Below are 21,020 nucleotides of genomic sequence, written 5' to 3' on the forward strand. Positions count from 1 at the left end.
CTGCAACAGAAACATGGCCCTGAAATGAGCCACGTTCCGGGGCACTAGACCTCCGGGATCGGGGAGTGTCAATCGTCGTTAAATTTCCGTAAATGATAAGGATGCCCAATCAACACAAAATGCATTTTTGGCGCGGATTGTTTCTCGAAATTGAACGAAGATCGAATCTCGATCATTCGGGGCATATCGTGCTGGGGGGCTGGTCAGATGCGGGCAGCGCGGCCTATTTCAGAATCCCGTTCAGACAGCCCTCGGCGTCGAGACGGTTTTGCCAGCCCCGGGTGCGCAGCCCGTCGAGATCGGCGAATTGCGCGCAGAGCTGAAACGTCTGCGGTCCCGTGGCGCGATAGCTGTAGCCTTCCTGCGCCAGCAAGGCGTCCGGCCTCAGAGGGCTGGTGCACAGCGGGGTGTCCACCAGCGCTTCGGGGCTGCGGGCATCGGCGCGGGCCAGACATTGCACATAGCGCTCGAGATCCTGCAATTCGCGAAATCGCTGATCGTCGCGCTTTGCCACCCGGGCCGCTTGGGGGCTGCCGACCGCGATCAGCCCGGCGATCAGCACCGCGCCCGTCAGCAGGGCAAGGGCAAGAAGCGGCCAGAGCTTAGCCATCGTTCTCGGCGTCCTTCATGGCGATCTGGAAATAGCCGAAAATTGTCCCGGACACGGCCGCGACCAGCAACAGCTTGAGGATGAATTGCAGGGTCAGATCACCGCTGAGCAGGGCATAGATCGCGCCGAGGAGATCGCCAAGAAGCGTGATGGCGGAAAAGAACAGTGCGATATAGCCGAACCATTTGCGCACGGCGGAGCGTTTCCGGCTCGGGTCGCGGGTCAGGGCGCGCGTCTCGCTGCGCTGCATCAAAAGGAACAGCGGGAAGAACACGATCAGCGCGGCGATCGACCAGCGCATGGAACTGGTGCTGTAGCCCGGGCGCAGCCCTTCGGTCTCGGGTATCCAGCGGTTGATGAGATCGACGCCGAGATCGACGATATTCCAGGCGGTCATGCCGAGCGCCACGAACATCAACGCGTAAAAGAACGCTTCTTTCGCCGAGACATAGGGGCGCGGGCGCGGCACCGGCGGGATGTGATCCGTTTCGGCCCAGGCCGAGAGCGCATCGTGCACTTCGGTCTCGGCCCAGCCGGCCGTGCGCAGGGCGCTTGCGATCTCCGCGCGGCTCTGACCTTCGATCAGCGCCTCACGCGTGAACTGCGCCAACTGCTCCGCAGGTTTCATTCCTTCGCATCCGTGCCGACGTTATCGGCGAAGGCCTTCTCGAACGCCGCCTGTTTCTCCGGACTGGCCGGGGTCTGGCTCTGGGCTTTCCAGTCGTCATAGGGCATGCCGTAGTAAAGTTCGCGCGCCTCGTCCTTCGACATCTCGATACCGCGCTCGGCGGCGGCTTCCTGGACCCAGCGCGACAGGCAGTTGCGGCAGAACCCGGCGAGGTTCATCAGGTCGATATTCTGCACATCCGGGCGTTTGTTCATCAGATGATCGCGCAGCGTGCGAAACGCCGCCGCTTCAATCTCCTCCATGGTTTGCTCATTGATCTTGTCCATCTCGATCACCCTTTCACCCGTTTGGCATAGGCCGCCGTATTCATGTCGCGCACATCGACCGAGAGGCTGCCGACCGTCGGCAGCACCCCGTCCATCGCATGTAGCACGATATCGGAGAGTCGCGCCTTTGTCTCGTCATCGCGACCTTCGAGGAGATAGAGCGTTGCATGGGCGAATGTGGCGGGCTCTGTGCCGATCTTGAAATAGGGCTGCGGACGGGCACGGATTTTCAATGCTGGCGCGTTGATCTCGACGTCGAGAATGAGCGCCTCGAAGACATCGTTGCAGAGCCGGGACATATCGTGGCTCCGCTCGAGACCTTCGGAAAAATCGATGACAACATGAGGCATGATCAGAGTCCTGTTTCTGTAAGCGTATCTTTGAGAATGGGGGCCAGAAGCGCGGCCCAGCGGGCCTGATCCTCGGGCGTTTCAATGAGATCGGAGCGCAGCTCGATCAGCAGGTTCAGCCGCCCGTGATGCAGCGCATGGCGGTCGATCGCGTCGCCGGGCAGATGGCCGTCGTAAGGTTCGTTGTCACCGATCACCAGACGTTCGCCAAGGCGCTCGGCCTCCGCCCCGAGCGTCTCCGAGCTTTCCAGCGCTTTGATGAATGGCGTGGTGAACCGTTTGTCATAGGCCGAGAGAATACCGATCTGCCAGGGCCGGCGGGGACGTCCCTTGAGCTGCGGCGTGAAACTGTGGATGGCGCAGATGATCCCCTGTTCACGTCGGGCGCAAAGGTCCTCATAGGCGTCATGGTAGGGGCGGTGAAACAGCTCGAGACGCCGCTCCACCTCGGCCTCATCAGCAAGGCGGTTGGCCGGAATGATCGTGCCATCATAGAGTTTCATCACCAGTGTCGGGTCATCTTCGCCACGGTTCGGGTCGATCACCAGACGCGAGAAGTCGGTGTGGATCATTGGGCTGTCGAGCGCTTCGGCGAGATGGCGGCTCACCCCGAGCGCGCCGATGTCATAGGCGATGTGACGCGCCATATCGGCCTCCGAAATGCCCAGCATTTCGCCGATCTCGGGCGGGACCCGATTGGTCGCGTGATCACATGTGATCAGCCAGCGCCCGGGGCGTGTGTCACCTTCGATCTGAAATGGGGGGATGTTCATTTTTGCGTCACCTTGGCCTGTCATGCCCGGAATACGCGGTTTCAGGACAAAGGGCCAGTTGCGACAGGCGTGAGATTGCGCCATAGAGGGGGTGGCCCACCGCGAATGATAACCGACCGAAAGGAAGTAAGGCTGTATGAGACGCCTTCGCAACGTGAAGATCGTGGCCACTCTGGGCCCGGCATCCAATGATTATGACACCATCCGCGCGCTCGTCGAAGCCGGCGCCGATGTGTTCCGCCTGAACATGAGCCACGGCGATCACGAGGAAATCCGTGCCCGCCATGCGATCATCCGCAAAATCGAGACCGACCTCGGCCGTCCGATCGCCATTCTCGCCGACCTGCAGGGGCCGAAGCTCCGTGTCGGGACCTTTGCCTCCGGCGCCCATGATCTCGAAGAGGGCGACAAGTTCCGTCTCGATCTCGATGAGGCCCCGGGCGATGGCAATCGCGTGCAACTGCCGCATCCGGAGATCTTCGCCGCCCTCAAACCGGGCGCCAACCTGCTGGTCAATGACGGCAAGATCCGGCTTCAGGTCGAGGAATGCGGTCCGGATTTCGCCGATTGCGTCGTCATCGTCGGCGGGACCATCTCGAACCGCAAGGGCGTGAACGTCCCAGATGTGGTGCTGCCGCTCGATGCGCTGTCGCCGAAGGACCTGCGCGATCTCGAATTCACCTGTGAGCTCGGCGTCGACTGGCTCGCCCTGTCTTTCGTGCAGCGTCCCGAGGACGTACTCAAGGCGAAAGACCTGGCCAAGGGTCGTGCCTCTGTGCTGGCCAAGATCGAGAAACCCTCCGCCGTCGAGGCCTTCGATGAGATCCTCAAGGTCTCCGATGGCATCATGGTCGCCCGTGGCGATCTCGGTGTCGAACTGCCGGTTCAGGCCGTGCCGCCGATCCAGAAACGCCTTACCCGCAAATGCCGGAGTGCGGCAAAACCGGTGATCGTGGCGACCCAGATGCTCGAATCGATGATCGAGAGCCCGATGCCGACCCGTGCCGAGGTCTCCGATGTTGCCACCGCCATCTATGAGGGCGCCGATGCGATCATGCTCTCGGCCGAATCCGCCGCCGGCAATTACCCGATCGAAGCCGTAACCACGATGAACAACGTCGCGGTCGAGGTCGAAAGCGACACGGTGTATCGCGATGTGCTCGATGCTTCGCGCGCCGGGATTTCCAAGCAGACCACCGCCGATGCCATCGTCTCGGCGGCGCGCGAGATCGCCGAAACCACCGACGTGAAAGCCGTCGTCTGTTATTCCGAAAGCGGCACCACCGCGGCGCTCACCGCCCGCGAACGCCCGCATGTGCCGATCATCGCCATGACCTCGCGCCGAAACACTGCGCGCAAGCTCTGTCTCTACTGGGGCATGCATTGTGTGATGACCGGCGAGGTCGAGCGCTTCAAGATGGCCGTGGTCAATGCCGCCCGCGCGGCGCGAACTTCGGGCTTTGCCACCGAGGCCGACAAGATCGTCGTCATCGCCGGCATTCCGTTCAATCAGCCGGGCTCGACCAACATCCTGCGGGTCGCGCCTTGTGAGGAACGCTTGATTTTCAACACCGATCCCGAATAATGGCCTGATCGAATTCAGGTTTTTGCCGGGAGCGGTGGTATGGAGACCGATCTCTTTCTGGTTCTGGGAATGGCGATCCTCTGCCTCGCCGTTCCCGCATTTCTCAGCGCCTATTCCGATGCGCGCCGCCCGACCGCAGGCCTGATCATGCTGGCGCTGGGCGCCGGTGCGGTGATCTATGCGGTGGTGGCGCATCCCGGGGGGTACAGCCTTCAGGACCTGCCCGAGGTGATTTTCCGGGTGCTGGCCCATTATTTCCGGCATCTGTCGCAATAGGGCGCAGTTCACACTTGCCAAAAGACGGATTGGGCTGTAGATGCACGCCCTCATGGTGCGCGTCCGGCGATATGGCATGCCGAGTCGCGCGAAGAACCATCGAAACCAAAGGAGATGGAAATGCCTAAGATGAAGACGAAGTCGAGCGCCAAGAAGCGCTTCAAAATGACCGCCTCCGGCAAGGTCAAGGCTGCGCAGGCCGGCAAACGCCACGGCATGATCAAGCGCACCACCAAGTTTATCCGTGACGCACGTGGCACGACCACGCTCTCCGCACCCGATGCGAAGATCGTGAAGTCCTACATGCCCTACGACCGCTAAGAGGAGAGACACACATGTCCCGCACCAAAGGTGGTACCGTTACCCACGCCCGTCACAAGAAAGTCCTGAAGGCCGCCAAAGGTTACTATGGCGCCCGTTCCCGGAACTTCCGCACCGCGACCCAGGCCGTCGACAAGGCGAACCAGTACGCGACCCGCGACCGTAAGGCCCGCAAGCGCAACTTCCGCGCCCTGTGGATCCAGCGTATCAACGCCGCTGTGCGTTCGCATGACGAAGCGCTGACATACTCCAAATTCATCAACGGCCTGTCGCTGGCTGGCATCGAAGTGGACCGCAAGGTTCTCGCCGATCTCGCCATCCACGAGCCGGATGCGTTTGGTGCCATCGTCGATAAGGCGAAGGCCGCGCTCGCGTAAGCTCTCTACTCTCTCCTAGAGAACGAACATTTTTGAAGCCGCGGACCTCATGGGGTCTCGCGGCTTCTTGTCTTTTGGGTCTCTCGTGGTATCGAGGCGGGGACCAATGAATACGAGGGGTTCAGATGGACGATCTGAAGAACAAATACCTCACCGCCATTCTCGCGGCGGGAGACGAAGCGACGCTCGAGGACATCCGTCTTCAGGCCGTCGGCAAAAAAGGCGAAGTGGCGCTCAAGATGCGCGAGCTGGGCAAGATGAGCCCGGAAGAGCGTCAGGTCATGGGGCCGAAGCTCAATGCTTTGAAAGACGAGATCAACTCCGCGCTGGCCGCCAAGAAACTCGCGCTGGAAGACGCCGCTTTGGATGCCCGTCTGGCCGAGGAATGGCTCGATGTCTCGCTGCCCGCCCGCCAGCGCCCGCAAGGGACCATTCACCCGATCTCGCGCGTCTCCGAGGAGATCTACGCGATCTTCGCCGATCTCGGATTTGCCGTCGCCGAAGGGCCGCAGATCGAGGATGACTGGCACAATTTCGACGCGCTGAATATTGCGCCAAACCACCCGGCCCGTCAGGAGCATGACACCTTCTACATGCACCGCGCCGAGGGCGACAATCGCCCACCGCATGTCCTTCGGACCCACACCTCGCCGGTGCAGATCCGCTCCATGATCGATCAGGGCGCGCCGATCCGCATCATCGCGCCGGGCCGTGTCTATCGCTCCGACTACGACCAGACCCACACGCCGATGTTCCACCAGGTCGAAGGCATGGCCATCGACAAGGACATCTCCATGGCGAACCTGAAATGGGTGCTCGAAGAGTTCTACACCGCGTTTTTCGGCACCAAGGTCAAAACCCGTTTCCGCGCCTCGCATTTCCCCTTCACGGAACCCTCCGCCGAGGTGGATGTGCAGTGCAAATGGGAAAACGGCACCGTGACCGTGGGCGAGGGCGACGACTGGCTCGAAGTCCTCGGCTCCGGCATGATGCACCCCAAAGTCCTGACCGCCGGTGGCATCGACCCGAAAGAGTGGCAAGGCTTTGCCTTTGGCATGGGGATCGACCGTCTGGCAATGCTGAAATACGGCATCCCGGATCTCCGCGCGTTCTTTGACTCTGACCTGCGCTGGCTGCGGCACTATGGGTTTAGTGCGCTGGGTACGCCGACGCTTGCAGGTGGTATTCACGGGTAAATTTCGCGGGGTGCCAGCCCCGCGTCGCGCCCGACCCGCCTCATGGGCGGGCGCGAGACGCCCACCCCGGGCCGGGCGCGACGCTCGTCTCTGAACAGAATTCTTTCTCCCATAAGGAGACCCGAACATGAAATTCACACTCTCCTGGCTCAAAGAGCATCTGGAAACCGAGGCCTCCCTCGATGACATCCTTTACGCGCTGACCGATCTCGGGCTTGAGGTCGAAGGCGTCGAGAACCCGCGCGACAAGCTTAAGGGCTTTAAACTCGTGAAGGTCAAAGAGGCCGAGAAACACCCCGACGCCGACAAGCTGCGGGTTTGTCAGGTCGAGACGGACGAGGGCATGACCCAGATCGTCTGTGGCGCGCCCAATGCCCGGGCTGGGATCACCGCCGTCTTGGCGAAACCCGGCATGTATATCCCCGGCCTCGACATCACCATTTCCGTCGGCAAGATCCGCGGCGTCGAAAGCCATGGCATGATGGCCTCCGAGCGTGAGCTGGAGCTCTCCGACGAGCACAACGGCATTATCGAGCTGGAAGATGGCGAGATCGGCATGGAATTTGCCGACTGGCTGGCGAAGCATGATCCAAGCAAGGTTGACCCCACGATCGAGATCGCCATCACGCCCAATCGCCCCGACGCGTTGGGTGTCCACGGCATCGCCCGCGATCTTGCGGCGCGCGGTCTGGGAACGCTCAAGCCGCTGAAAGCGTCGACGGTCGAGGGCAAATTCCCGAACCCGATTTCGGTGGAAATTACCGAGGCCGCGAAAGACGGTTGCCACGTCTTTGCCGGGCGTCTGATCAAAGGCGTGAAAAACGGTCCTTCGCCGAAATGGCTGCAGGATCGGCTGACCGCCATCGGTCTGCGGCCGATCTCGGCTTTGGTCGATGTCACCAACTTCTTCACCTATGACCGCAACCGCCCGCTGCACGTCTTTGACGCCGCGACGGTGAAAGACGGTCTGGTGATCGATCGCGCCAAGGGCGGCGAAGAGCTGCTGGCCTTGGATGAAAAGACCTACACCATGCCCGAAGGCGCCATGGTGATCTATTCCGCCGGCAAGGTCGAAAGTATCGGTGGCATCATGGGCGGCGAGGAAACCGGCTGTACCGACGAGACCGTCGATGTCTTTGTCGAGGCCGCCGTCTGGAACGTCCTGGATATCGCCAAGGGCGGGCGCGCGCTGAAGGTCAATTCCGACGCGCGGTATCGCAACGAACGCGGCATTGATCCGGCCTATAACCTGCAGGCGGTGGACGATGCGACCGCGATGATCCTTGAGCTTTGCGGCGGTGAGGCCTCCGAGGTGGTCGTCGCGGGCGAAGTGCCGGATGTGTCGCGCAGCTATCATCTCGACACCGACCGGGTGCAGAGCCTCGTCGGCATGGACATTCCGGCAGAGCGTCAGGTGGCCATTCTCGAAAGTCTTGGCTTCGAGATGGATGGCGACATGGCGAAAGTGCCCTCCTGGCGTCCGGACGTGTTGGGCGAGGCGGATTTGGTCGAAGAGGTCGCCCGTGTCGAAAGCCTGACCCATCTGGAACCGAAACCGATGACCCGCCCCTCGGGGGTCGCGAAACAGATCCTCACCCCGATGCAGGTGCGCGAAAGCGCCGCCCGCCATCAGGCCGCGGGGCTTGGCTACAATGAATGCGTGACCTACAGCTTCATCGATCAGGCCTCCGCCGCGCTGTTCGGCGGTGGCGCGGATGCAACGCGTCTCGAAAACCCGATCTCTTCCGAGATGAGCCATATGCGTCCGGATCTCCTGCCCGGTCTTCTGGCCGCCGCGACCCGCAATCAGGCGCGGGGCTTTGCCGATCTCAACCTGTTCGAATGCGGTCCCGCCTTCCATGGCGGGGAGCCGGGCGAACAGCGCGCGCAATTGTCCGGCATTCGCGTCGGCGCGACGGGACCCAAGGACGTGCATGGCGAACGCCGTGTGGTCGATCTCTATGACGCCAAGGCCGATGCCGAGGCCGTGCTCGCCGCCATCGGTGCCCCGGCCAAGGCCCAGATCCTGCGCGAGTGTTCGCCCTGGTTCCACCCGGGCCGCTCCGGCAAGATCTGTCTCGGGCCGAAAAAGGTGCTCGCAGAATTTGGCGAGCTGCACCCGAAAGTGCTGAAAGAGATGGGTGTGAAAGGCACGGCGGTGGGCTTCACCGTCTATCTCGAAGAGGCGCCGATGCCGAAGGCCAAGAAAATCGCCCGTCAGGCGTTCTTCACCAACGATCTGCAAGCGGTCGAACGCGATTTCGCCTTTGTCGTCGATCAGAGCGTGAAAGCGCTCGATCTGGTCAATGCGGCGGGCGGCGCCGACAAGGCGCTGATCGAGGATGTGCGCATCTTCGACGAATTCGTCGGCGGCTCGCTCGGCGAGGACAAGAAATCGCTCGCCATCACCGTGCGCCTCCAGCCGACCGAAGGCACGTTGAAAGAGAAAGACATCGAAGAGCTGTCGCAAAAGATCATCGCCAAGGTGGAAAAAGCCACCGGAGGCACGCTGCGCGGCTGAGGCGTGCGCGATCACAGGACCAAGGAGGGGGCTCAGGCCCCCTTTTTCATAGGGAAGGAGCAAACATGAAAGTCTATCTGTCCGGCGAGATTCACACTGATTGGCGCGATCAGATCATCGAAGGAGCCAAGGGGCTCAATGTCACGTTTTCCGCGCCTGTGACCGATCACGCAGCGTCCGACGATTGCGGTGTGGCGATCATGGGCGCCGAGGATCAGAAATTCTGGCATGACCACAAGGGCGCCAAGTTGAACGCCATCCGTACCCGCAATGCGATCGAGGCGGCGGATGTTGTCGTCGTGCGGTTTGGCGAGAAATACAAACAATGGAACGCGGCCTTTGACGCGGGCTATGCTTCGGCGCTGGGCAAGGCGCTGATCGTCATGCACGGGGCCGAACATCAGCATGCGCTGAAAGAGGTCGATGCTGCCGCGCTGGCTGTGACCGAGACCCCGGAGCAGGTGGTGCAGATCCTCACCTATGTCTTGACCGGTACGCTGCCCGGGTAGGTGTCCTCAGCCTTCAGCCATCACCCTCACCACCGCATAGGCGATGGTGAGGGTTTCACATCCTCGAAACGATAGGGCAGGGTGGCAATGGTCAAAGGCCCAAGCTCGGAAGCTTACGGTGCGAGGACAAACATCTCAGCCTCATCGTATTCGAAAGCCCCCCCAAGCGCTGTCCGAAAAACGGTACGCAACGCAAAATAGGCGAAAACGGTGAAGAGAAAGATGTTGGCGTATCGCTGGTCTTTCGAGCTCTGCGTGTCCACGGTTTCCATCGTCTATTCCATGGCGCCGTAGAGCAGGCGCAACGGTTGGCTGCGGTCACCATGATGGAAGGGCAGGGCGATCTGCTCGCCGCTGTCATAGATGGCCTGCGCCGCATGAGGCCAACCCACCTGCGTGGCAAGCCGTTGCAGTTGCGCGTCCGTCTGCAAAGCGCGGCTGATGAGCAGAATATGCACCGCAGTTTCAGAGCGAGCCGAAGCAGGCAGGTCGGAGCGAATGGTCCAGTCCGGTCTGAGCCGCGCCAGATTGCCGCCGATATAGAAATCCGTGACGATCAGGGTGTCTTCGGGCAGGGCCATCTCTTCGATGGCCTGCGCGAGCGGGGCGAAGTCCAGATCGCGGCGGGCGTTGTCCTTATAACGATCAAGGGTCAGGCCGGTGCAGACGAGAAGGGCGAAGAGAACAAGAGCGCCCAGATACCCACGCATTGCCAGCGGAGAGAGACGTGGTGTGAGGCGAAGGAAAACGCCAATCACGATCGGGATGACAATCGGCAAAAGCCAGCGTGGGGTGACATGGCCGACATCCGCCAGCCAGACGATCGCGAGACCGATGATGGCGAGGATCGCGCCGGCGCGGAGGAAAAGCGTCGAGATCTCGCGGGTGCCGGACTGCATGGGGCGATGCCTTGAGGCAAGCCACATCAACGCGCTGACGAGCATGGGCAGGAGAAGGAGTATGAAGAGGCCTTGAAAATAGAGCGGGACACCTTCTGGAACCAGCGGAGAGACTTGCTCCGAGATTGCCATTTTTCCAACCGAGGACAGCGCAAGGTCGGGGTTGTTTGCCATCCAGAGATAGGGGCCGGCGACGATCGCCAGGGCAAGAACCGGCGAGATCAAGATGCGTGGTGAAAGCAAAGCGGAGCGCAGCGGAGCCAGGGTGAGGGCCGCAAGGGTTAGCCCCGTCGGGATGGCCCAGAAATTGTATTTCGCGATGCCGCCCAAGCCCATGGCCAGGCCGAAAAGCGCCCAATAGCGCCAGTTGCGCGTTTTCAGAGCCCAGAGAAAGGCGGCAAAGCTCGCGGAGATCGTGGCAAGCAACATATTGGAATGGGTCGTTGCACGTTCGGCTTCCCAGGCAATGTCAGGGATGAGAAAGAGCGACAGCGCCGTGAGGGCGGCAACCCGCGCGGAAACATAGGCGCGCAGGCCGAGGAACAGGAGCGCGTAAGTCGCCCAGAGCAGCATATTCTTGAGCAGGGAGAGGGCAAATAATGTCTCCCCGAAGATCGAGAAGAGCCCCGTCTGAATCCAGTTGTACAGCGGCAGTTGCGGTCCGTAGCCCCAGCGAAACCCCGGCGTCATCAACAACATTTCTGCTTCATCGGTTTCCAGTGCGCCGCCAAGCAGCAGTCGCAGGATGACCTGGCCGGCGAAATAGGCTGTGATGATCAGAAAAAACAGCCGTGTGGTCCGGCCTGTGTTTGCAGGGACCGGACTGGGGAGGCTGTCGGAAGACATATGTGTCATAGGGTGCGCACTTGCATGATGAATCTTGGGCGCACCCTAGCTTTTGGACACAGAAGGGTCCATCGCTTCATTCCGGGCGCGGCGGGACGTTCTTGGCTTTCTCAACCGCCGGGCGGGCGTAGAAACGCTCGACATAGGCGGTCACGTTTTTCAACTCGTTATAACCGGTCACTTCCTTGGCGCCATAGAAATCCAGCGCGTTGAGCCAGGGGGCGATCATCATGTCGGCGATGGAATAGTCATCCATGATCCAGTCGCGGCCCTCGAGACGTTGCTCGACCACGGCCAGAAGCCGTTTCGCCTCGTTGATATAGCGGTCGCGGGCCAGCGGGTCCTCCATCTTGGCGCCGGCGAATTTGTAGAAAAAGCCCAGCTGACCGAACATCGGGCCGATGCCGCCCATCTGGAACATCACCCACTGGATCGTCTCGTAGCGGGTCTTCGGATCTTGTGAGAGAAACTTGCCGCTTTTCTCGGCCAGGTAGATCAGGATGGCGCCGGATTCAAAGAGCTCGATCTGCGCACCTCCCGGCCCGTTCGGATCGATGATCGCGGGGATCTTGTTGTTCGGATTGAGCGCGAGGAATTCCGGGCTTTTCACATCGACATCGCCAAGCGTCACCAGATGCGCCTCATAGGGGATCCCCATCTCCTCTAGCGCGATCGAGACCTTGACGCCGTTCGGCGTCGGGTAGGAATAGAGCTGCAGGAGGTCCGGGTGGTTGGCGGGCCAACGGCCGGTGATCGGGTGGGATAGCTGGGTCATAGGGGTCCTCGCGGGTGAACAACAGTCGAATTCCCCCCAACCTAAGCCTCGCATTCTCAAAAAAAACCGCTAATGCGTGTGCGCCAATGTGCTAAGCAATGTGCAGGCCGTGTTTTGCAGATGCGGCATAAGGTGGGACAGTTGAAAAGGCTGATAGAAATGCTCAAAGAATTCAAAGATTTTATCGCCAAGGGCAATGTCATGGACATGGCCGTTGGTATCATCGTCGGCGCCGCCTTTACGGCGATCGTCAAATCCATGGTGGCCGACCTGATCAACCCGATCATCGGCATTTTCACCGGCGGGCTCGATTTCACCAACCGTTTCGTGGTGATTTCCGGCGATGTGGCGGCGGGCACCTCGCTCGATGCGGCGCGCGAAGCCGGGGCATCGATCTTCGCCTATGGCTCCTTCATCATGGCCGTGATCAATTTCCTGATCATCGCCTTCGTCGTCTTCATGCTGGTGCGCTACGTCAACAAGGTGAAAGACGCGGCACAAAAGAAGGAAGAGGAGGCCCCGGCCGTGGAAGAACCCGCAGGGCCGACCGAGCTGGAGGTGCTGCTGGAAATCCGCGACTCGCTGAAAAAGTGACCAGCGCCAGATCGGCTTCAGAACCCGGACGAAAAATCGGCCCGTTGGATCGCTCCAACGGGCCTTTTCGCTGGTGGTGACTTGCGCCACCAACGGGGACACAATCGTAATACGGGGCATGAATGGGTTTCCGTCGCGACTTGTTCAAAAAAAATAACTATGGAAGATTGTCGCGCAGATCGGAGCCTCAGAGGAAGAATTGCGCGTCATGACCAAGATCGATGAAACGGATCGGCGAATTCTGCGGATTTTGCAGCGACGTGGCCGGATCTCGAATGCCGATCTGGCGCAGGAGGCCAATGTGTCGAGTTCGGCCTGTCACCGGCGGGTGCAGCGGCTCGAGGCGGAGGGGATCATCAAGGACTATGTTGCGCTTCTGGACCCCCGGGCGCTCGACCGGCGTTCGACCGTCTTTGTCGAGGTGACGCTCACCAGCCAGGCGGACGATATTCTTGCCGCCTTCGAGAAAGCCGTGCGCAATGTGCCCGATGTGCTCGAATGCCATCTGATGGCCGGCAAGGCGGATTACATTCTCAAGGTCGTGGCCGCCGATACCGATCACTTCGCCGAGCTGCATCGTCAACTGGTGCGCTTGCCCGGGGTGCAGACCATGCAATCCTCCTTCTCCATGCGCACCGTCTTCAAGACCACGGCCCTGCCGGTCTGACGGGGTAACAGGAGGGACGCGGCGCGGAATTTGGCGAAATCCGCGCACCTGTGCTAAGGCTGAGCCCTGCCGCGTTTGGGAGGAGGCGGCACAAGATGCGCACAAACCACTCTGAACACATCATTTCCGTGGTCGAATCGGGGTCCGTCGGGACACGTCTGACCGCGAGTTGGCGGCGCTCATTGCAGAAATACGGGCTGGATCCCTCGCGCGATCCGGGGCCGCGGCGCTTTACCGAGGCGGAGGTGCATGAACGCCGTGCCCGGCTCGAAGGGTTCATGGATCTCGCCACGCCAAAGCTCGACCAGCTGTTTCAGATGGTCGGCAACACCGGCTGTTCGGTGCTGATGACCGATCGCGACGGGGTCATCCTCGATCAGCGCTCGAAGGAGGCCGACAGCGACACCTTTCAGGCCTGGGGCCTGTGGCAGGGTTGTGACTGGTCCGAGGCCGCCGAGGGCACCAATGGGATCGGCACCTGTCTCGCCGAGGCCCGTCATATCACGATCCATGGCAATGAGCATTTCATGAGCCGCAACACCGTGATGTCCTGTATGGATTCGCCGATCTTCGGCCCGGACGGGCAATTGATCGCGGCGCTCGATGTCTCGTCCTGCCGCGCCGATCAGACCGAAGCCTACGCCAGGCTCATCGCCGGTGTCGTGGCTCAGACCGCAAAACAGATCGAGACCGAGGCCTTCCGCGCCGCCTTCCCGAAAGCCCGGATCATTGCCGGTCCCGAAGAGCGCCCCGAAGGCGCGGTGCTTCTGGCCGTGGATCAGGACGACCTGATCGTCGGGGCGACCCGTGCGGCACGGCGGGCCTTTGGGCTTGGGCTGGAGGCACAGCTCACCGCGCGCCCGGCCTCCGACATTCTCGGGCGCGACAGCTCAGCTTCGGCGCTCGAACGCGCCGAGCGTGCCGCGCTCAAACGCGCCATCGCGAGGGCCGGCGGCAATATGTCGGCGGCGGCGCGCGAACTGGGAATCGGTCGCGCGACGCTCTATCGCCGGATGAAACGGCTGGGGCTTGGGGAAAACGGCGAAAACTGATCCCGACCTGTCTCAGAGGTGAGACATTGCTGCGGCACGGCACCAAAGTCGGGGGTGACCGACGGCATACGAGTGTCCACATTCTTCTTTACAGGCGTGCCGTGGGAGACGGCCCGCCGCAATGAGGAGGAATTCAATGAACGTTCAAGCCGACGCGAGCGCCAAATACGCTTCGCCTTTCAAATCCCGCTATGACAATTTCATCGGTGGTAAGTTCACCCCGCCGGTCAACGGCCGCTATTTCGACAACACCACACCGATCACCGGTGAGAAGGTCTGTGAAGTGGCGCGTTCGGACGCCGCCGATGTCGAGCTGGCTCTGGACGCCGCACATGCCGCGAAAGCCGCCTGGGGCAGCACCTCTGCTGCCGAGCGCTCCAACACCCTGTTGAAAATCGCCGATCGCATCGACGAGAATCTCGAGATCATCGCTACCGCCGAGACCTGGGACAACGGCAAGCCGATCCGCGAGACCATGGCCGCCGATATCCCGCTCTCTTCCGACCATTTCCGCTATTTCGCCGGCGTGCTGCGCGGTCAGGAAGGCTCGATGTCGGAGATCGATGCGGACACCGTGGCCTATCACTATCATGAGCCGCTGGGCGTCGTCGGTCAGATCATCCCGTGGAACTTCTCGGTTCTGATGGCCGCCTGGAAACTCGCCCCGGCGCTCGCCGCGGGCAACTGTATCGTGCTGAAACCGGCGGAACAGACCCCGGCCGCGATCATGGTGATGATGGAACTCATCGCCGACCTGTTGCCCGATGGGGTTCTGAACATCGTCAACGGCTATGGTGCCGAAGTTGGTGCCCCGCTGGCCCGTTCGCCGCGCATTGCCAAGATCGCCTTCACCGGCTCGACCCAGACCGGTCGCATGATCATGCAATACGCCACCGAGAACCTGATCCCGGTGACCCTCGAGCTGGGCGGCAAGAGCCCGAACATCTTCTTCTCCGACGTGATGCGCGAAGATGACGCCTTCCTCGACAAGGCGGTCGAAGGTTTCGTGCTCTTTGCCTTCAACCAGGGTGAGGTCTGCACCTGCCCGAGCCGCGCGCTCATTCAGGAAGACATCTACGAAGAGTTCATCGCCCGCTGCATCAAACGCGTCGAAGCGATCATTCAGGGCGACCCGCGTGACATCAACACCATGGTCGGCGCTCAGGCCAGCTCCGAGCAGCAGGAGAAGATCCTCTCCTACCTGACCATCGGTCGCGAAGAAGGCGCCGAAGTGCTCACCGGCGGCGATGCCGCCAAGTTCAACGGCGATCTTGCCGGCGGCTATTACATCCAGCCGACCATCCTCAAAGGCCACAACAAGATGCGGGTCTTCCAGGAAGAGATCTTTGGCCCGGTTGTCTCCGTGACCACCTTCAAGGACGAGGAAGAAGCGCTCGCCATCGCCAATGACACCATGTACGGCCTCGGCGCCGGCGTGTGGTCGCGCGACATGAACACCTGCTACCGCTTCGGGCGTCACATTCAGGCCGGTCGTGTCTGGGTGAACAACTACCACGCCTACCCGGCGCATGCCGCCTTCGGGGGCTACAAACAGTCCGGCATCGGTCGCGAGACCCACAAGATGATGCTCGATCACTACCAGCAGACGAAAAACATGCTCGTCTCCTACAACCCGAACAAGCTGGGCTTCTTCTAAGAAAATCCTCAGCCTGAGTTAAGCTCGGCTCCTTTTCGAGCTTATGTCCTGCGGGGCGCCCGTGTTCTCCTCCCTCCCCCCTTTGGGATGCACAGGCGCCCCGCGCTTTTTCGACCTGAAAGCCGGAAGCGACATGTCCCCCGACCTACTGCCCGCCCGCGTTATCGCAACAGAGGCCGCCCGCAAATTGCTGGCGGAGATCAAAGCAGAGCACGGCCCGGTGATCTTTGTGCAGTCGGGGGGCTGTTGCGACGGTTCCTCGCCGATGTGTTTCAAGGATGGCGATTACCTCATCGGTTCGCGTGACGTGAGACTGGGCGAGGTGGACGGCACCCCGGTGTGGATTTCCGAAAGCCTCTATGAGATCTGGAAACACAGCCAGATGATCCTGGATGCCGCCCCCGGCCATGGCGCCGGTTTCTCGCTCGATACCGGCCGCGGCATGTGCTTCCTGTCAAAGGCGCGGGTGTTCAGTGACGCGGAATGGCAGGCGCTCGAGGCCTGAGCGCCTTCGTGCTGCTTTTTACCAAACATCGCTCAATGATGGACATGGTCAGATAGATCCGCTATGTGGGCCTATCTTGCGCAGCCGTTCTGCGCGCCCTGACTGGATTTCCCTTGATGCTGACGCCCCTTTCCGACGCGCTTGCCGAGCGCGGTTATGACAAATTGACCGATGTACAGACCGCTGTGACGGCCCCGGAGCTTGCCGAGGCCGATCTGCTGGTCTCGGCCCAGACCGGTTCGGGGAAAACCGTGGGCTTCGGTCTCGCCATCGCGCCGACGCTTTTGGGCGAGGCGGAGCATTTCGAGCATGCCGGCAGCCCCTTGGCACTGATCGTCGCGCCGACCCGCGAGCTGGCGATGCAGGTGGCCCGCGAGCTGATGTGGCTCTACGGCAAGGCGGGGGCGCGGATTTCCACCTGTATCGGTGGCATGGATGCCCGCAATGAACGGCGGAGCCTCGAGCGTGGTGCGCATATCGTTGTCGGCACGCCGGGCCGTCTGCGCGATCACATCATGCGTGGGGCGCTGGATCTGTCTGCCATTCGCGCCGTGGTTCTGGACGAGGCCGACGAGATGCTCGATCTCGGCTTCCGCGAGGATCTCGAATTCATGCTGGGCGAGGCCCCCGAGGACCGTCGCACGCTCTTGTTCTCTGCCACCGTGTCGAAAAGCATCGCCGAGATTGCCAAGACCTATCAGCGTGACGCCGTGCGCATCACCACGATTGCGGAAAAGAGCCAGCACAGCGATATCTCCTACGAGGTGATCCAATGTGCGCCGCGCGATGCCGAGCACGCGATCATCAATCTGCTGCGCTTCCACGACAGCGAGACCTCGATTGTCTTTGCCAACACCCGCGCCGCCGTGGCGCGTCTCACCGCGCGCTTTGCCAACCGCGGCTTCTCGGTCGTGTCCCTGTCGGGAGAACTATCGCAGGACGAGCGCAGCCATGCGCTTCAGGCGCTGCGCGATGGCCGGGCCAAGGTCTGTGTCGCCACCGATGTCGCGGCCCGCGGCATCGACCTGCCCAATCTCGAGCTGGTGATTCACGCCGATCTTCCGACCAACACCGAGGGGCTGCTGCACCGTTCGGGCCGGACCGGCCGCGCCGGGCGCAAGGGCACTTCGGTGCTGATCGCGCCGGATAACATCTCGAAGAAAGCCGCGCGGCTGTTGAAATGGGCCAAGATCGACGCCGAATGGAAATACGCGCCGACGGCGGAGGAAATCTTTGCCCTCGATGAGGCCCGGATCATGGACGATCCGGCCTGGGCCGAGGAGTTGAATGACGCGGATCACGCCTTTGCCGCGAAGCTCTTGGAGCGGTTCAGTGCGGAGCAGGTCGCCGCGGCCTGTCTGCGCCTCTACCGTGCCGGGCTGTCCGCCCCCGAAGAGCTCAATGTCCACACGGCCAAACGGCCGCAAGACCCGCGTGCCGCCTTTGGCCCGTCGAAATGGGTCTCGCTCTCGGTCGGGCGCGACCAGAATGCCGAGCCGCGCTGGCTCTTACCGCTGCTGTGCCGCGCCGGTAATCTCGACAAGACGGCCATTGGCAAGATCAAGATGGAAGACAGCGAGACTTTCGTGGAACTGAAGGAAGAGGTGGTCGCGGGTTTCCTCGACCGTCTCGGTGCCGGTGGCGAGCTGGAAGACGGGGTCAAGGCGACCCCGGTCGAGGGCGTGCCCACATTCAGCCGTGGCCCCGCCAAACCGCGCGGACCGCGCAGTTTCGACAAGCCGCGTGGCCCCCGGGGCGACAGGCCGAAATATGACAGGCCGAAGTACGACAAACCGCGTGAGACGGCCCGCGGTGAGGCGTCCTTCGGTGAAAAGCCGCGCCATGACGGTGAGAAGACCGAGAAATACGTGAAACCCGCGCGCAAGGAACGCGATGAGGCGGTGCATGCCCCCGCCAAAGCGCCGCGTCGGGAAAAAACGCAGGAGAAGCCGAAGGGCAAACCTGCGGGTGAGGGGAAACCGCGCAAACCACGGGCAAAATCGCGTCCGAACGAGACACGCCCGAATGAAACCTGGGATAAAAAGGGCGGCGGCAAGTTTGGCGCGAAATCCGGTCCGGCAGGCAAGGGCAAGAAACCCCACCGCAAGGGCGGCGGCGCCAAAGCCGCGCATAAGGGTGGTGACGCGGTGCCGGTGCGGAAACGGTAGACGGGGCCGCGAGAACTCTCTTTCTCATCCTCCGAGATCGCTTTTGAACGTCGCATTTGGCGCGGAACAAGGCCGATAGGCCGCCGCGCATCGCTGACGCGTCCCCATGCGGCTGCGATTTGGCGAGGTTGGCGTCCCGTGTCGAAGTTTTCCGGAGGTGGCCGGGATAAAGTGAGAGGGTCTGCGGTCGGGATCGCAACCGCACGCGTCAGAGATGCGCGGCTTCGCTCTGAACTCGAAACGTTCGAATAGTCTCGATCAAAAGCGAGTTCCCAAAACAAACCCCCGGAGGCGTGAAAGCTTCCGGGGGTTGTATTCTTTTATGTCCTCGAGAGGACCGTTCGTACGTCGGATCAAAAGATCTTAGAGCATACCTTCGCGCTGAGCTTTTTTACGAGCCAGCTTGCGGGCACGGCGGATGGCCTCGGCCTTCTCGCGCGCTTTCTTCACGGACGGCTTCTCGAAATGTTGCTTGAGCTTCATTTCACGGAAAACGCCTTCACGTTGAAGTTTCTTTTTCAGAGCACGGAGTGCCTGATCGACGTTATTGTCACGAACGCTAACCTGCATGTGGTGTCACCACCTTCCTAAGTTAGATTTGCAAAAATTGCAGGAGGCCGCCGTATAGCAAAGTCATCACGGCTTGTCTACTATGGGGGCTGACTCATGAGGAGAAAGCCATGCCAATGACCGCCTATCCCGATCCGACCCTTGAAAAACTGCTCGATGCGGCGCTGATCCATGTGGTTTTCGACGGTTGGGGGCCGGAAACCTTCCGTGCTGCCGTGGCCGATTCGGAGGTTTCGGAGGCGCTGGCCAAGGTCGCGGCGCCGCGCGGTTCGGTCGATCTGGCCGCCGCCTATCACAAACGCGGCGATCGCGAGATGGTCAAGGCGCTCGAAGAGGCGGATCTCTCGGATATGCGGTTTCGCGACCGGATCGCCCATGCGGTCTGGCTGCGGCTTCAGGCGGTGGATCGCGAGGCGGTGCGCCGTGGCATGTCGCTGTTTTCCTTGCCGCATCTGGCGCCAGAGGGGACGCGGCTCCTGTGGGAGACCGCGGATGCGATCTGGTCGGCGCTGGGCGACAGCTCCGAAGATGTGAACTGGTACACCAAACGCGCTACCTTGTCGGGGGTCTTTGCCTCGACCGTGCTGTTCTGGCTGGGCGATGACAGCGACGGGTTCACCGACACCAAGGCCTTCATCGACCGGCGGATCGACAATGTCATGCAGTTTGAGAAGGCCAAGGCCAGCGTGCGCGAGAACAAGGCGCTCTCGGCGATGTTCGCGCTGCCGAATGCGATGCTCTCGATGGTGAAAGCGCCCGCAGGCACCCGTCGTGGGGATGTCCCCGGGACGCAGACCGCCTCTCAGGGAGAGAATGCAGAATGAGCCAGCCTGACATGATGCGCGCCGTCGAGATTTCCGCCCCCGGTGCCCCCGAGGTCTTGCAGCTTTGCGAGCGTCGCGTGCCGAGGCCCGGTGCCGATGAAATCGTGATCCGGGTGGCCTATGCCGGGGTGAACCGCCCCGATGCGTTGCAGCGTGCCGGGCTTTACAATCCGCCGCCGGGCGCCTCCGATCTGCCGGGGCTCGAAGCCGCGGGCGAGGTGGTGGCGATTGGCGCGGCTGTGTCCGATTGGAAAATCGGCGATCAGGTCTGTGCTTTGCTGCCGGGCGGCGGTTACGCCGAATATGTCGCCACACCCGCCGCTCATGCCCTGCCGGTGCCCGAGGGCCTGACGCTGAAACAGGCGGCCTGCCTGCCCGAGACCTTCTTCACCGTCTGGTCCAACGTGTTCATGCGCGGCGGGCTTCAGGCGGGCGAACGGTTCATGGTCCATGGTGGCTCGTCAGGGATCGGCACCACCGCGATCCAGCTGGCCCGGGCCTTTGGCGCGCGGGTTTTCGCGACCGCCGGGTCTGAGGAGAAATGTCAGGCCTGTGCGGATCTGGGGGCCGAGCGCGCGATCAATTACCGCGAGGAGGATTTCGTCGAACTCGCCAAACAAGAGGGCGGGATGAACCTCATCCTCGACATGGTCGGTGGGGACTATATCCCGCGCAACATCAAGGCGCTGGCGATGGAAGGGCGTCTGGTCAACATTGCCTTCCTGCAAGGCTCGAAGGCGGAGGTGAATTTCGCGCAGGTGATGCTGCGGCGGTTGACGCTCACGGGCTCGACGCTGCGGCCGCAGTCGGATGCTGCCAAGGCAAAAATCGCCGACGAGCTGCGCAGCAAGGTCTGGCCGCTTTTGGAGGCGGGCACCGTCGCCCCGGTGATGCATTCCGAATTCGATCTGGCAGACGCGGCACAAGCGCATGCGCTGATGGAGACCAACGCTCATATCGGCAAGATCGTGTTGAAGATCTGAAGCGTGAG

Annotated in this window: 24 protein-coding genes; 15 read left to right on the forward strand and 9 right to left on the reverse strand. The window is 61.7% G+C overall.

Annotation, left to right across the window (positions count from 1 at the left end):
* Positions 1 to 223 precede the first annotated feature (223 nt).
* From BM151_RS15425 to BM151_RS15445, 5 genes are read right to left on the reverse strand one after another with little or no spacing between them, the layout of a single operon-like run.
* Complete coding sequence (locus tag BM151_RS15425; protein WP_090061640.1) at positions 224 to 610, reverse strand: hypothetical protein; 387 nt, start codon at positions 608 to 610, stop codon at positions 224 to 226.
* A complete protein-coding gene (locus BM151_RS15430) occupies positions 603 to 1,238 on the reverse strand; it encodes a DUF5671 domain-containing protein (RefSeq protein WP_090061641.1) in 636 nt (211 codons plus the stop codon). Before BM151_RS15430 ends, BM151_RS15425 begins: the two co-directional genes overlap by 8 nt.
* Entirely contained in the window at positions 1,235 to 1,564 is a 330-nt protein-coding gene (locus BM151_RS15435; RefSeq protein ID WP_425429562.1) for a DUF1244 domain-containing protein, read from the reverse strand. The genes BM151_RS15430 and BM151_RS15435 overlap by 4 nt, the downstream gene beginning before the upstream one ends.
* Before the next feature lie 5 nt (positions 1,565 to 1,569).
* On the reverse strand, positions 1,570 to 1,914 hold the full coding sequence (locus BM151_RS15440) for a 5-carboxymethyl-2-hydroxymuconate Delta-isomerase (RefSeq protein WP_090061642.1): 345 nt from the start codon (positions 1,912 to 1,914) through the stop codon (positions 1,570 to 1,572).
* Between the two features lie 2 nt (positions 1,915 to 1,916).
* The gene (locus tag BM151_RS15445; RefSeq protein ID WP_090061643.1) at positions 1,917 to 2,687 is read right to left on the reverse strand and encodes an N-formylglutamate amidohydrolase; all 771 of its coding nucleotides are present in this window, start codon (positions 2,685 to 2,687) and stop codon (positions 1,917 to 1,919) included.
* Positions 2,688 to 2,823: 136 nt separating this feature from the next.
* Here BM151_RS15445 and pyk point away from each other — a divergent pair, with 136 nt between their 5' ends.
* The 7 genes from pyk (at position 2,824) to BM151_RS15480 (ending at position 9,472) form a co-directional block, all read left to right on the forward strand.
* The gene (gene pyk / locus BM151_RS15450; protein ID WP_090061644.1) at positions 2,824 to 4,272 is read left to right on the forward strand and encodes a pyruvate kinase; all 1,449 of its coding nucleotides are present in this window, start codon (positions 2,824 to 2,826) and stop codon (positions 4,270 to 4,272) included.
* A 39-nt stretch (positions 4,273 to 4,311) separates the two neighbouring features.
* Positions 4,312 to 4,548, forward strand: a complete 237-nt coding sequence (locus tag BM151_RS15455) for a hypothetical protein (RefSeq protein WP_090061645.1) — start codon at positions 4,312 to 4,314, stop codon at positions 4,546 to 4,548.
* A gap of 120 nt (positions 4,549 to 4,668) precedes the next feature.
* The gene (rpmI, locus tag BM151_RS15460) at positions 4,669 to 4,869 is read left to right on the forward strand and encodes a 50S ribosomal protein L35 (protein ID WP_090061646.1); all 201 of its coding nucleotides are present in this window, start codon (positions 4,669 to 4,671) and stop codon (positions 4,867 to 4,869) included.
* Positions 4,870 to 4,883: 14 nt separating this feature from the next.
* Positions 4,884 to 5,246 (forward strand): 50S ribosomal protein L20, encoded by a 363-nt coding sequence (rplT, locus tag BM151_RS15465; protein ID WP_090061647.1) that lies wholly within the window; start codon positions 4,884 to 4,886, stop codon positions 5,244 to 5,246.
* Positions 5,247 to 5,371: 125 nt separating this feature from the next.
* Positions 5,372 to 6,442, forward strand: a complete 1,071-nt coding sequence (pheS, locus tag BM151_RS15470; protein ID WP_090061648.1) for a phenylalanine--tRNA ligase subunit alpha — start codon at positions 5,372 to 5,374, stop codon at positions 6,440 to 6,442.
* A 127-nt stretch (positions 6,443 to 6,569) separates the two neighbouring features.
* Entirely contained in the window at positions 6,570 to 8,963 is a 2,394-nt protein-coding gene (pheT, locus tag BM151_RS15475) for a phenylalanine--tRNA ligase subunit beta (RefSeq protein WP_090061649.1), read from the forward strand.
* A 65-nt stretch (positions 8,964 to 9,028) separates the two neighbouring features.
* Entirely contained in the window at positions 9,029 to 9,472 is a 444-nt protein-coding gene (locus tag BM151_RS15480; RefSeq protein ID WP_090061650.1) for a YtoQ family protein, read from the forward strand.
* A 113-nt stretch (positions 9,473 to 9,585) separates the two neighbouring features.
* Here the strand turns inward: BM151_RS15480 and BM151_RS21695 are convergent, their stop codons facing one another.
* From BM151_RS21695 to BM151_RS15490, 3 genes are all read right to left on the reverse strand, one after another.
* Complete coding sequence (locus BM151_RS21695) at positions 9,586 to 9,744, reverse strand: hypothetical protein (protein ID WP_177213177.1); 159 nt, start codon at positions 9,742 to 9,744, stop codon at positions 9,586 to 9,588.
* A 3-nt stretch (positions 9,745 to 9,747) separates the two neighbouring features.
* Positions 9,748 to 11,217: an ArnT family glycosyltransferase gene (locus BM151_RS15485; protein WP_177213178.1), complete on the reverse strand. Its 1,470-nt coding sequence runs from the start codon at positions 11,215 to 11,217 to the stop codon at positions 9,748 to 9,750.
* Positions 11,218 to 11,293: 76 nt separating this feature from the next.
* Positions 11,294 to 11,992 (reverse strand): glutathione S-transferase N-terminal domain-containing protein, encoded by a 699-nt coding sequence (locus tag BM151_RS15490; protein ID WP_090061652.1) that lies wholly within the window; start codon positions 11,990 to 11,992, stop codon positions 11,294 to 11,296.
* Positions 11,993 to 12,151: 159 nt separating this feature from the next.
* Between BM151_RS15490 and mscL the strand changes: the two genes are divergently transcribed.
* From mscL to BM151_RS15520, 6 genes are all read left to right on the forward strand, one after another.
* On the forward strand, positions 12,152 to 12,586 hold the full coding sequence (gene mscL, locus BM151_RS15495) for a large conductance mechanosensitive channel protein MscL (RefSeq protein WP_090061653.1): 435 nt from the start codon (positions 12,152 to 12,154) through the stop codon (positions 12,584 to 12,586).
* Between the two features lie 208 nt (positions 12,587 to 12,794).
* Positions 12,795 to 13,253 (forward strand): Lrp/AsnC family transcriptional regulator, encoded by a 459-nt coding sequence (locus BM151_RS15500; protein ID WP_090061654.1) that lies wholly within the window; start codon positions 12,795 to 12,797, stop codon positions 13,251 to 13,253.
* A 95-nt stretch (positions 13,254 to 13,348) separates the two neighbouring features.
* Entirely contained in the window at positions 13,349 to 14,305 is a 957-nt protein-coding gene (locus BM151_RS15505) for a helix-turn-helix domain-containing protein (RefSeq protein WP_090061655.1), read from the forward strand.
* A gap of 136 nt (positions 14,306 to 14,441) precedes the next feature.
* Positions 14,442 to 15,962 (forward strand): aldehyde dehydrogenase, encoded by a 1,521-nt coding sequence (gene adh, locus BM151_RS15510; RefSeq protein ID WP_090061656.1) that lies wholly within the window; start codon positions 14,442 to 14,444, stop codon positions 15,960 to 15,962.
* 133 nt (positions 15,963 to 16,095) lie between these two features.
* Positions 16,096 to 16,467, forward strand: a complete 372-nt coding sequence (locus BM151_RS15515; protein ID WP_090061657.1) for a DUF779 domain-containing protein — start codon at positions 16,096 to 16,098, stop codon at positions 16,465 to 16,467.
* Between the two features lie 116 nt (positions 16,468 to 16,583).
* Positions 16,584 to 18,635 carry a DEAD/DEAH box helicase gene (locus BM151_RS15520; RefSeq protein ID WP_090061658.1) on the forward strand — a complete coding sequence of 684 codons (2,052 nt, stop codon included), beginning with the start codon at positions 16,584 to 16,586 and terminating at the stop codon, positions 18,633 to 18,635.
* A gap of 363 nt (positions 18,636 to 18,998) precedes the next feature.
* Here BM151_RS15520 and rpsU read toward each other — a convergent pair whose 3' ends face one another.
* Positions 18,999 to 19,205, reverse strand: a complete 207-nt coding sequence (rpsU, locus tag BM151_RS15525; protein WP_066602373.1) for a 30S ribosomal protein S21 — start codon at positions 19,203 to 19,205, stop codon at positions 18,999 to 19,001.
* A gap of 110 nt (positions 19,206 to 19,315) precedes the next feature.
* On the opposite strand from rpsU, the gene BM151_RS15530 reads away from it, so the two are divergent.
* Positions 19,316 to 20,029: a COQ9 family protein gene (locus BM151_RS15530; protein WP_090061659.1), complete on the forward strand. Its 714-nt coding sequence runs from the start codon at positions 19,316 to 19,318 to the stop codon at positions 20,027 to 20,029.
* Positions 20,026 to 21,012 carry an NAD(P)H-quinone oxidoreductase gene (locus BM151_RS15535; RefSeq protein WP_090061660.1) on the forward strand — a complete coding sequence of 329 codons (987 nt, stop codon included), beginning with the start codon at positions 20,026 to 20,028 and terminating at the stop codon, positions 21,010 to 21,012. The genes BM151_RS15530 and BM151_RS15535 overlap by 4 nt, the downstream gene beginning before the upstream one ends.
* Positions 21,013 to 21,020: the final 8 nt, after the last annotated feature.

The sequence above is a fragment of the Celeribacter neptunius genome (genome assembly GCF_900113955.1).
Classification (GTDB): domain Bacteria; phylum Pseudomonadota; class Alphaproteobacteria; order Rhodobacterales; family Rhodobacteraceae; genus Celeribacter; species Celeribacter neptunius.

Coding starts and splice junctions, on each gene's coding strand:
- BM151_RS15425 (WP_090061640.1), bottom strand. CDS start 610: ATGGCTAAGCTCTGGCCGCTTCTTGCCCTTGCCCTGCTGACGGGCGCG.
- BM151_RS15430 (WP_090061641.1), bottom strand. CDS start 1,238: ATGAAACCTGCGGAGCAGTTGGCGCAGTTCACGCGTGAGGCGCTGATC.
- BM151_RS15435 (WP_425429562.1), bottom strand. CDS start 1,564: ATGGACAAGATCAATGAGCAAACCATGGAGGAGATTGAAGCGGCGGCG.
- BM151_RS15440 (WP_090061642.1), bottom strand. CDS start 1,914: ATGCCTCATGTTGTCATCGATTTTTCCGAAGGTCTCGAGCGGAGCCAC.
- BM151_RS15445 (WP_090061643.1), bottom strand. CDS start 2,687: ATGAACATCCCCCCATTTCAGATCGAAGGTGACACACGCCCCGGGCGC.
- pyk (WP_090061644.1), top strand. CDS start 2,824: ATGAGACGCCTTCGCAACGTGAAGATCGTGGCCACTCTGGGCCCGGCA.
- BM151_RS15455 (WP_090061645.1), top strand. CDS start 4,312: ATGGAGACCGATCTCTTTCTGGTTCTGGGAATGGCGATCCTCTGCCTC.
- rpmI (WP_090061646.1), top strand. CDS start 4,669: ATGCCTAAGATGAAGACGAAGTCGAGCGCCAAGAAGCGCTTCAAAATG.
- rplT (WP_090061647.1), top strand. CDS start 4,884: ATGTCCCGCACCAAAGGTGGTACCGTTACCCACGCCCGTCACAAGAAA.
- pheS (WP_090061648.1), top strand. CDS start 5,372: ATGGACGATCTGAAGAACAAATACCTCACCGCCATTCTCGCGGCGGGA.
- pheT (WP_090061649.1), top strand. CDS start 6,570: ATGAAATTCACACTCTCCTGGCTCAAAGAGCATCTGGAAACCGAGGCC.
- BM151_RS15480 (WP_090061650.1), top strand. CDS start 9,029: ATGAAAGTCTATCTGTCCGGCGAGATTCACACTGATTGGCGCGATCAG.
- BM151_RS21695 (WP_177213177.1), bottom strand. CDS start 9,744: ATGGAAACCGTGGACACGCAGAGCTCGAAAGACCAGCGATACGCCAAC.
- BM151_RS15485 (WP_177213178.1), bottom strand. CDS start 11,217: ATGTCTTCCGACAGCCTCCCCAGTCCGGTCCCTGCAAACACAGGCCGG.
- BM151_RS15490 (WP_090061652.1), bottom strand. CDS start 11,992: ATGACCCAGCTATCCCACCCGATCACCGGCCGTTGGCCCGCCAACCAC.
- mscL (WP_090061653.1), top strand. CDS start 12,152: ATGCTCAAAGAATTCAAAGATTTTATCGCCAAGGGCAATGTCATGGAC.
- BM151_RS15500 (WP_090061654.1), top strand. CDS start 12,795: ATGACCAAGATCGATGAAACGGATCGGCGAATTCTGCGGATTTTGCAG.
- BM151_RS15505 (WP_090061655.1), top strand. CDS start 13,349: ATGCGCACAAACCACTCTGAACACATCATTTCCGTGGTCGAATCGGGG.
- adh (WP_090061656.1), top strand. CDS start 14,442: ATGAACGTTCAAGCCGACGCGAGCGCCAAATACGCTTCGCCTTTCAAA.
- BM151_RS15515 (WP_090061657.1), top strand. CDS start 16,096: ATGTCCCCCGACCTACTGCCCGCCCGCGTTATCGCAACAGAGGCCGCC.
- BM151_RS15520 (WP_090061658.1), top strand. CDS start 16,584: ATGCTGACGCCCCTTTCCGACGCGCTTGCCGAGCGCGGTTATGACAAA.
- rpsU (WP_066602373.1), bottom strand. CDS start 19,205: ATGCAGGTTAGCGTTCGTGACAATAACGTCGATCAGGCACTCCGTGCT.
- BM151_RS15530 (WP_090061659.1), top strand. CDS start 19,316: ATGCCAATGACCGCCTATCCCGATCCGACCCTTGAAAAACTGCTCGAT.
- BM151_RS15535 (WP_090061660.1), top strand. CDS start 20,026: ATGAGCCAGCCTGACATGATGCGCGCCGTCGAGATTTCCGCCCCCGGT.